Source organism: Streptomyces sp. NPDC060209 (assembly GCF_042728155.1).
In the GTDB taxonomy this organism is placed as follows: domain Bacteria; phylum Actinomycetota; class Actinomycetes; order Streptomycetales; family Streptomycetaceae; genus Streptomyces.
In genome coordinates, this window is the sequence record NZ_JBHWZS010000341.1 from 1 (window position 1) to 9,030 (window position 9,030).

A 9,030-nucleotide genomic window follows, 5' to 3' on the forward strand; every position below is an offset into this window, starting at 1 on the left:
CGCCGCCGTCCCCCCGGCGGCGGCGGCGAACGCCGCGGCGAACACCGGGCGCGCGGGATCGTCCGCGCGCACCGGGGTCACCAGGATGTCGATGACGCCTCCACAGGTCAGGCCGACCGCGAAGGCGTCGTCGTCGCTGTAGCCGAAGCGCTCGCGCACGGTCGCGCCGTCCGCGATCGCCTGTCGGCACAGCTCGTACACCGCGCCCTCCACACATCCGCCGGAGACCGATCCGATGGCCGTTCCCTCGCTGTCCACGGCGAGGGCGGCGCCCGGCTGCCGGGGCGCGCTGCCGCCGACGGCCACCACGGTGGCCACGGCGAACGCGCGTCCCTGCCCGACCCACCGGTGAAGCTCTTCGGCGATGTCCAGCATGGCGTGTCTCCTTCTGATGAGGTGCAAAGGGCGCGAGGACGTCAGCTGACGCCCAGCCAGCTCTCGATGGGGTGCAGGGCGAAGTAGACGACGAAGACCAGCGTCAGGACCCACATGAAGACGCCGACCTCACGGGCCCTGCCCTGGGCCAGCTTGATGGCCGAGTACGAGATGACGCCCGCGGCGACACCGGTGGTGATGGTGTACGTGAACGGCATCAGCACGACGGTGAGGAAGACCGGGACGGCGACCGAGCGGTCCGCCCAGTCCACGTGCCGGGCGTTCTGCATCATCATGGCGCCGATGACCACCAGGGCGGCGGAGGCCACCTCGGCGGGCACGATCGCCGTGAGCGGGGTGAAGAAGAGGCAGGCGGCGAAGAAGAGCCCGGTGACGACGGAGGCGAGCCCGGTGCGGGCTCCCTCACCGACGCCGGTCGCCGACTCCACGAACACGGTCTGGCCGGAGCCTCCGGCGACACCGCCGATGGCACCGCCGGCTCCGTCGATGAACAGAGCCTTCGACAGGCCGGGCATCCGGCCCTTGTCGTCCGCGAGCTTCGCTTCCGTGCCGACCCCGATGATGGTGGCCATCGCGTCGAAGAAGCCGGCCAGGACGAGCGTGAACACGATCATGCCGACCGTCATCACGCCGACGTCGCCCCAGCCGCCGAACTCGACGTTCCCGAAGAGCGAGAAGTCTGGTGGGGAGACCGCGCCGCCGGTCAGCTCGGGCGGGCCGCTGCTCCACGCCTTCGGGTCGATGTCGGCTACGGCGTTGACGACGATCGCGGCCAGCGTGCCGACGACGATGCCGATCAGGATCGCGCCGGGTACGTTGCGTGCCTGCAGCATGAAGATCAGCAGCAGGGTCACGGCGAACACGAGGACCGGCCAGCCGGCGAGTTCGCCGGCGGGGCCGAGGGAGAGCGGGGTCGCGGCGCCCTTGTGGACGAAGCCGGCCTTGAAGAGGCCGATGAGGGCGATGAAGAGCCCGATCCCTATGGTGATGCCGTGCTTCAGCGCCAGCGGGATGGCGTTCATGATCATCTCACGGAGGCCGGTGACGACCAGGAGGCAGATCACCAGCCCGTAGATCACGCACATGCCCATGGCCTGCGGCCAGGTCATGGCCGGCGCGACCTGTGAGGCGATCACGCCGGAGACACTCAGTCCGGCGGCGAGGGCCAGGGGCACCTTGCCGACGAAGCCCATCAGCAGGGTGGTGGCCGCCGCGGCGAGGGCGGTGGCGGTGATCAGTCCCGACTGGCCGAGCAGCTGGCCGTCGACGTCCTCGCCGCCGAGGATGAGCGGGTTGAGCAGGAGGATGTACGCCATGGCCATGAAGGTCGTGACGCCGCCGCGCACTTCGCGTGCGACGGTCGATCCGCGTTCGGATATGTGGAAGTACCGGTCGAGCCAGGACCGTCCGGCGGGTACACGCGAGCCGGGGCCCGCGTCCTCCGCGCTCGTCCTGGGTTCCACAGACTGCTGGGTCATGTTGCCTGACTCCCAAGGTTCACAGGGGCACCCGCGTGGAGCTCTCGTGATTGCGGGATTTGGGATGACTGCGAGGCGCACGACCCGGGGGACGGCCCGAGGCGAACTCTTCGTACAGATGGAGCGGTTGAGCGATGACTCCGGACGGCGCGCGGCGCGGGGAAGTGTGACGTTCACGGCAGGCACGCACCGTCCGGAGGGTCTTGATGGCCCGTCAGGTCCCGGTGATGTGCTCGGGGCGCACCGGAGTCCTGTTGAGCTCCAGGCCCGTCGCGTTCCGGATCGCCGCGAGGACGGCCGGGGTGGACGACAGGGTCGGGGCCTCGCCGATGCCGCGCAGCCCGTACGGGGCGTGGTCGTCGGCGAGTTCGAGCACGTCGACCGGGATGGTCGGGGTGTCGAGGATGGTGGGGATCAGATAGTCCGTGAAGGACGGGTTGCGCACCTTCGCCGTCTTCGGATCGACGATGATCTCCTCCATGACGGCGACACCCAGCCCCTGGGTGGTACCGCCCTGGATCTGGCCCACGACCGACAGCGGGTTGAGCGCCTTGCCGACGTCCTGGGCGCACGCGAGCTCGATGACCTTGACCAGGCCGAGTTCGGTGTCGACCTCCACGACCGCGCGGTGTGCGGCGAAGGAGTACTGGACATGGCCGTTGCCCTGTCCGGTGCGCAGGTCGAAGGCCTCGGTGGGCCGGTGGCGCCACTCCAGCTCGACGTCGACCGCCTCCTCCTCCAGCACATCGGCCAGCGAGGCGAGCACCTCGCCGCCGTCGGTGACGACCTTGCCGCCCTCCAGGAGGAGTTCGGCGGTCGCCCAGGCGGGGTGGTACGTCCCGAACTTGCGGCGGCCGATCTCCAGGACCCGCTCCCGGACGGCCTCGCAGGAGTTCTTCACGGCGCCCCCGGTGACGTACGTCTGCCGGGACGCGGAAGTCGAGCCCGCGGAGCCGACCTGGGTGTCCGCCGGCTGGATGGTGACCTGGTTGACGCCCAGTTCGGTACGCGCGATCTGGGCGTGGACGGTGACGCCGCCCTGCCCGACCTCGGCCATCGCGGTGTGCACGGTGGCGACGGGTTCGCCGTTGATGACCTCCATCCGCACCCGGGCCGTGGAGTAGTCGTCGAAGCCCTCGGAGAAGCCGACGTTCTTCAGCCCGACGGCGTATCCGACGCCCCGCACGACGCCCTCGCCGTGGGTCGTGTTGGAGAGGCCTCCGGGCAGCGCGCGTACGTCCACGGCGCTTCCCTCCGCGTCGGCCGAGAGCCACTGCTGCTCGGGCGGCAGGGGCCTGGCCTTGACACGGCGCAACAGTTCGGCGACCGGAGCCGGCGAGTCGACGGGCTGTCCGGTGGGGAGGAGGGTGCCCTGCTCCATGGCGTTCAGCTGCCTGAGTTCGACCGGGTCCATGTCCAGGGCGGCGGCGAGCTTGTCCATCTGCGCCTCGTAGGCGAAGCACGCCTGGACCGCGCCGAAGCCGCGCATGGCGCCGCAGGGCGGGTTGTTCGAGTAGAGGGCGATCGCCTCGATGTCGACGTCCTCGACGACGTACGGTCCGACCGCGAGCGAGGAGGCGTTGCCGACGACGGCCGGGGACGCGGAGGCGTAGGCCCCGCCGTCCAGTACGATCCGGCACTTCATGTGGGTGAGCTTGCCGTCCCTGGTGGCCCCGTGCTCGTAGTGGAGCTTCGCGGGGTGGCGGTGGACGTGCCCGAAGAACGACTCGAAGCGGTTGTAGACCATCTTCACGGGCTTGCCGGTGCGAAGCGCCAGCAGGCAGGCGTGGATCTGCATCGACAGGTCCTCGCGTCCACCGAAGGCGCCGCCGACGCCGGAGAGCGTCATGCGGACCTTGTCCTCGGGGAGGCCGAGGACGGGGGCGATCTGACGGAGGTCGGAGTGCAGCCACTGGGTGGCGACGTACAGCTCGACACCCCCGTCCTCGGACGGCACCGCGAGGCCCGACTCCGGACCGAGGAATGCCTGGTCCTGCATGCCGAAGACGTAGTCACCGGTGATGATCACGTCGGCCCGCGCGGCGGCCGCGTCGGCGTCGCCGCGGACGATGGGCTGGCGGTGGACGATGTTGGGGTGCGGGACGTGGCCGATGTGGTGGTCGGTGCGGCCCTCGTGGACCAGGATCGCGTCGGGGGCGGTCGCGGACGCCTCGTCCGTGATGACCGGCAGCTCGGCGTAGTCGATCCGGATCTTGGCGGCGGCGCGGCGCGCGGTCTCGGGGTGGTCCGCGGCGACGAGCGCCACGGGTTCGCCGTGGTGGCGGACCTTGCCGTGGGCCAGTACGGGGGTGTCCTGGATCTCCAGCCCGTAGTTCTTCATCTCGGCGGGCAGGTCGTCGTAGGTCAGCACGGCGTAGACGCCGGGTGTGGCGACGGCCTCGCCGATGTCGATGGAGCGGATCTCGGCGTGCGCGACGGTGGAGCGGAGCGTGTGGCCCCACAGCATGTCCTCGTGCCACATGTCCGAGGAGTACGCGAACTCGCCGGTGACCTTGAGGGTGCCGTCGGGGCGCAGGGTGGATTCCCCGATGCCGCCCCGGGTCTTGGAGCCCTGAGTGATCTTGGTGGGGGTGCCGGCCGGTACGGACGCGGCTCGTGGGTGCAGCGCCATGGCTATCGGACCGCCTCTTCCTGACGGGCGGCCGCGAGGCGGACCGCGTCGAGGATCTTCTCGTAACCGGTGCAGCGGCAGAGGTTGCCGGAGAGCGCCTCGCGGATGTCCTGGTCGGACGGCTGGGGCTGGGTCTCGAGCAGCTCGTCGGCGGCGACCAGCAGACCCGGGGTGCAGAAACCGCACTGAACCGCGCCCGCGTCGATGAACGCCTGCTGGATCGGAGAGAGTTCCGCCGCCTCGGCGCTCTGCCCGTCGTTGGGCCTGGCCTGCCACCGCTGGGCCTGGTCGAGCGAGGTGCCGCAGGTGCCGGCGGCGCAGCCGGTGCCGGGGTGGGAGTCGTCGCGGTGCCTGGCGTAGTCCGCCAGCCCCTCGACGGTGACGATCTCGCGGCCTTCCGCCTGGCCGGCCGCGACGAGACAGGAACAGACCGGAACGCCGTCGAGGCGGACCGTACAGGACCCGCATTCGCCCTGCTCGCAGGCGTTCTTGGAGCCGGGAAGGCCCATGCGCTCACGCAGGACGTACAGGAGGGACTCGCCCTCCCAGACGTCGTCGGCTTCCTGCTTCCGGCCGTTGACCGTGAAATTCACTCGCATGGTTAAGCAGCTCCTTCGAGGGCGCGTCCCGCTCCGCGGTACTGCTCCCAGGTCCAGCCCAGCGTGCGGCGGGCCATGATGCCGACGGCGTGCCGGCGGTAGGCGGCGGTGCCCCGTACGTCGTCGATGGGGTTGCAGGCCCCGGCGGCGAGCTGGGCGAACTGCTTGGCCACGGACGGCGTGATGATCTTTCCGCTCTCCCAGAACCCGCCCTCCTCCAGCGCGGCGTTCAGGAAGTCCTCGGCCTCCTTCGCCCTTACCGGGGTCGGGGCGGCGGAACCGATGCCGGTGCGCACCGTGCGGGTCCCGGGGTGGAGCGCGAGGCCGAAGGCGCATACGGCGATGACCATCGCGTTGCGGGTGCCGACCTTGGAGTACTGCTGCGGGCCGTCCGCCTTCTTGATGTGCACGGCCCGGATCAGCTCGTCCGGGGCGAGGGCGTTGCGCTTGACGCCGGTGTAGAAGTCGTCGATCGGGATCATCCGCGTCCCCCGTACGGACGCGGCTTCGACCTCGGCGCCGGCGGCGAGCAGCGCCGGGTGGGCGTCCCCGGCGGGCGAGGCGGTCCCCAGGTTGCCGCCGACGCCGCCGCGGTTGCGGATCTGCGGCGAGGCGACGGTGTGCGAGGCGAGGGCGAGACCGGGCAGCTCGGCCCGCAGGTGCTCCATGACGGCGCTGTACGGCACGGAGGCGCCGAGGCGTACGGCGTCCGGGCCCACCTGCCACTCGGACAGCTCACCGATGCGGTTCAGGTCCATGAGGTGTTCGGGCCGCCGGTGGTCGAAGTTGATCTCGACCATGACGTCGGTGCCACCCGCGATGGGCACAGCCGTCGGGTGCTCGGCCTTGGCGGCGAGCGCCTCCTCCCAGCTGGCGGGGCGAAGGAAGTCCATGAGTGGCTCTCTTCTTCTCGATCGGTCGTTCGGCTGGGGCTGGGGACGGCCGGCCCGCCGGCCTGCCCGCCTTCGACGGGGGCCGTTCCTGTGTTGTTGACGCGGTGTGTGACCCAGTACACAAGCCTTGCTCCACTCGGTGCAGTCACCGAAACCATGAAGGAATTGGCTGGTCCCCGTCCCTGTCTTGTAGATTCGAACGAATGGCGGGCACCGGTAACCTCACCGCAATTCACAGGTGACGTCCGCCGTCCCCCCGCACCCACGAAGAGATCGGCGGCAATCGACGATGCGGCTGCGCGCACTGCTGGACACCGAGGCTCTGGGCCTGCGGCTGCTCGGCGGCGAGGACGAGCTGGACCGTTCGGTCCGGGGCGTCATGACCACCGACCTGCGCGACCCCAGCCGCTATCTCTCCGGCGGGGAGCTGGTCCTCACAGGTCTGGCGTGGCGCCGGGACGCCTCGGACTCGGAGCCGTTCGTCCGGCTCCTGACGAATGCCGGGGTGGCCGGTCTGGCCGCGGGTGAGGCGGAGCTCGGGGCCGTCCCCGACGATCTGGTCGAGGCGTGTCTGCGGAACCGGCTCCCGCTCTTCGCGGTCAACGAGACCGTGGCGTTCGCGACGATCACCGAACACGTGGTCCGCCAGGTCTCCGGCGAGCGGGCCGGCGACCTCGCCGCGGTCGTCGACCGCCACCGCAGGCTGATGACCTCGGGCCCGGCGGGCGGCGGCCCCGAGGTGGTCCTCGACCTGCTCACCTCCGACCTGGACCTGCGCGCCTGGGTCCTGTCCCCCACGGGCCGGCAGATCGCCGGAGCGGGCGAGCCCCTGCCCCCTCACGTCGGCGCGCAGCTGGCCGGCCGGCATCTCGCGGCGACCCGCACCGGCCGCCCGGGGCCGCACCGGGCGGAGGTGGACGGCACGGCCTATTCGCTCTTCCCGATCCGGAACATCGGCCGGGGAGCTCTGCCCGCCCCGTCCCGCGATGTGCGTGAGTCCGTGCTCTCCGACTGGCTGCTCGCCGTGGCGGCCGACGCCGGCGACTGGCCGGCGGCCCGTCTGGACCTGCTCCAGGGCGTCACCCAGCTGATCGCGGTCGAACGGGACCGCCGTGACGCCGCACGCGCGGTACGCCGCAGACTCGCCCAGGAGGTCCTGGAGCTGGTCCAGACGGGCGCCGCCCCCGCCGAGATCGCGGCCAGGCTGCGGGTGGCCGCCCCGGTCCTGCTGCCGGGCCTGGGCACGGCTCCGCACTGGCAGGTCGTGGTGGCCCGGGTCGAGTGGGCGGCGGAGGACACGTACCTGTCGGGCGGCCAGGCCGCGCAGGCCCTGCTGGAGGAGATCCTGGTCGACCCGGCGGTGACGGGCCCCGACTCGGCGGACCGGATCGCCGTGGCGCACACGGGCGAGGAAGCCGTCGCCCTCGTACCGCTGAACGCGCTCGCCTCCCCGGGCGCCGACGGGGCCGACGCGTCGGAGGAATCGGGCGGTCCGGAACAGCGGGACACCGCGCTGCACGCCGACGCCCTGCTCGACACCGTCCGCGCGCCGCTCTCCGCCGGCCTCGGGGACGACGGCCGCCTGACACTGGGTGTCAGCGCGGCCGTGCATTCCGCCGAGGGGCTGCGCGGTGCGCTGGAGGAGGCACGGCACGCCCGCCGGGTCGCCGCGGCACGGCCGGGCCCGGTCTGCGCGGCGGGCCACCACGAGCTCGCCTCGCACGTCCTGCTGCTGCCGTTCGTCCCGGACGACGTCCGCCGCGCCTTCACCGCCCGGCTCCTGGACCCGTTGCGCGACTACGACCGGCGGCACCGCGCGGAGCTGATCGAGACCCTGGAGGCCTTCCTGGACTGCGACGGTTCCTGGACCCGCTGCGCGGCCCGGCTGCACCTTCACGTCAACACACTGCGCTATCGCGTCGGACGCATCGAGCAGTTGACGGGACGTGACCTTTCGCGCCTCGAGGACAAGCTCGACTTCTTCCTCGCCCTGCGTATGAGCTGACTTCTGGGGCTTACCACAGCCCTCCGGGGCTCCAGGTGATTGTGAAATCTTTCACCTGACATTGATCCCACCCCTTGGCCCGGCGTGCCATTCCGTGCTGAGATGCGCGCAGACCCTGGCCGACCGGCGTTCGCCGGCCGGCCTCCACAGCTCGATGGCGCGCTCGGGGAGGGCAATGTGGCGCATACCGCCATGTCTGGTTCCGGAACGACAGCAGATGACGATCCGCCGCTCCAGACCGCGGTATGGCGGCTGCGCTCACGAGCCTGCTGGACGGACGCTGCCGCGCTGCTCGGGCCACGGGCGGCCACCGACCCCGCGGCCGCTCTCCAGCGGACCTCGCTGCTCACGGAACGGTGCCTCTACACGGGCACCGGATGGACGGACGCCGAGGACGCGCTGCGCACCGCCGAGGCGCTCGCCCAGGACGACTCCGAGCGCGGAGCGGCCGCCTGCGAGCGCGGCTATCTCGCCTACGCCTCGACCCTGCTCGGGGCGCGCGACCGGGCCGACGAGGCCAGCGTGGCGCTCAGCAGGGCCGCCGCCCTGCTCTCCCCCGTGGCCCCCGGCCGCCCGCTGCTGGACTTCCGCCGGGGCCTGATCGCCCAGAACATCGCCGATTCACCCCAGTCCGCCCGCGCCGCCTACCGCCGGGCGCACGCCGGCGCGACGGCCCGGGGCGACGAGCTCCTGCTCTCCTTCACCTGGCGGCACCTCGCCTCGCTCGCCCTGCGAGAGGGCGAACTGGCCGAGGCGCGGCACGGCTTCGCGGAGTCCCTGCGGATAAGGGAGGAGCTGGGCTATCTCGTGGGTACGGCTCCGGCGCTCATCTCGCTCGCGGACGCCGAGCCGGAGCCCGAGGCGGCCGCCCGGCTGCGCGCCGAGGCGGGCCGGCTGTTCCGGCTGCTGGGCGGCGTACCGACCTGGCTCGCTCCACGGCTGGAGCCGCCGGCCCCGGAGACCGTCGAGGCGAACTGACGGGCCGGACCCGCAGGGCGGGCAGGTGCCGGTCCGGCGGGTCCGGCGG

The 9,030-nt window shown here is 71.8% G+C and carries 7 protein-coding genes; 2 read left to right on the forward strand and 5 right to left on the reverse strand.

The window, feature by feature from the left end; translation table 11 throughout:
• From ACFWFI_RS37385 to ACFWFI_RS37405, 5 genes are all read right to left on the reverse strand, one after another.
• A partial coding sequence (locus tag ACFWFI_RS37385; RefSeq protein ID WP_387399355.1) for an XdhC family protein occupies positions 1 to 375 on the reverse strand: 375 nt, incomplete at its 3' end.
• Between the two features lie 41 nt (positions 376 to 416).
• Complete coding sequence (locus ACFWFI_RS37390; RefSeq protein WP_387399357.1) at positions 417 to 1,874, reverse strand: NCS2 family permease; 1,458 nt, start codon at positions 1,872 to 1,874, stop codon at positions 417 to 419.
• A 214-nt stretch (positions 1,875 to 2,088) separates the two neighbouring features.
• Positions 2,089 to 4,506, reverse strand: coding sequence for a xanthine dehydrogenase family protein molybdopterin-binding subunit (locus tag ACFWFI_RS37395; protein WP_387399359.1), 2,418 nt, complete (start codon positions 4,504 to 4,506; stop codon positions 2,089 to 2,091).
• A 2-nt stretch (positions 4,507 to 4,508) separates the two neighbouring features.
• A complete protein-coding gene (locus ACFWFI_RS37400; RefSeq protein ID WP_387399361.1) occupies positions 4,509 to 5,105 on the reverse strand; it encodes a (2Fe-2S)-binding protein in 597 nt (198 codons plus the stop codon).
• Between the two features lie 2 nt (positions 5,106 to 5,107).
• A complete protein-coding gene (locus tag ACFWFI_RS37405; protein WP_387399363.1) occupies positions 5,108 to 5,998 on the reverse strand; it encodes an FAD binding domain-containing protein in 891 nt (296 codons plus the stop codon).
• A 289-nt stretch (positions 5,999 to 6,287) separates the two neighbouring features.
• On the opposite strand from ACFWFI_RS37405, the gene ACFWFI_RS37410 reads away from it, so the two are divergent.
• Both ACFWFI_RS37410 and ACFWFI_RS37415 read left to right on the forward strand, forming a co-directional pair.
• Positions 6,288 to 8,003, forward strand: a complete 1,716-nt coding sequence (locus tag ACFWFI_RS37410; protein ID WP_387399365.1) for a PucR family transcriptional regulator — start codon at positions 6,288 to 6,290, stop codon at positions 8,001 to 8,003.
• A 192-nt stretch (positions 8,004 to 8,195) separates the two neighbouring features.
• Positions 8,196 to 8,981: a hypothetical protein gene (locus tag ACFWFI_RS37415; RefSeq protein ID WP_387399367.1), complete on the forward strand. Its 786-nt coding sequence runs from the start codon at positions 8,196 to 8,198 to the stop codon at positions 8,979 to 8,981.
• Positions 8,982 to 9,030: the final 49 nt, after the last annotated feature.

Coding starts and splice junctions, on each gene's coding strand:
- ACFWFI_RS37390 (WP_387399357.1), bottom strand. CDS start 1,874: ATGACCCAGCAGTCTGTGGAACCCAGGACGAGCGCGGAGGACGCGGGC.
- ACFWFI_RS37395 (WP_387399359.1), bottom strand. CDS start 4,506: ATGGCGCTGCACCCACGAGCCGCGTCCGTACCGGCCGGCACCCCCACC.
- ACFWFI_RS37400 (WP_387399361.1), bottom strand. CDS start 5,105: ATGCGAGTGAATTTCACGGTCAACGGCCGGAAGCAGGAAGCCGACGAC.
- ACFWFI_RS37405 (WP_387399363.1), bottom strand. CDS start 5,998: ATGGACTTCCTTCGCCCCGCCAGCTGGGAGGAGGCGCTCGCCGCCAAG.
- ACFWFI_RS37410 (WP_387399365.1), top strand. CDS start 6,288: ATGCGGCTGCGCGCACTGCTGGACACCGAGGCTCTGGGCCTGCGGCTG.
- ACFWFI_RS37415 (WP_387399367.1), top strand. CDS start 8,196: ATGTCTGGTTCCGGAACGACAGCAGATGACGATCCGCCGCTCCAGACC.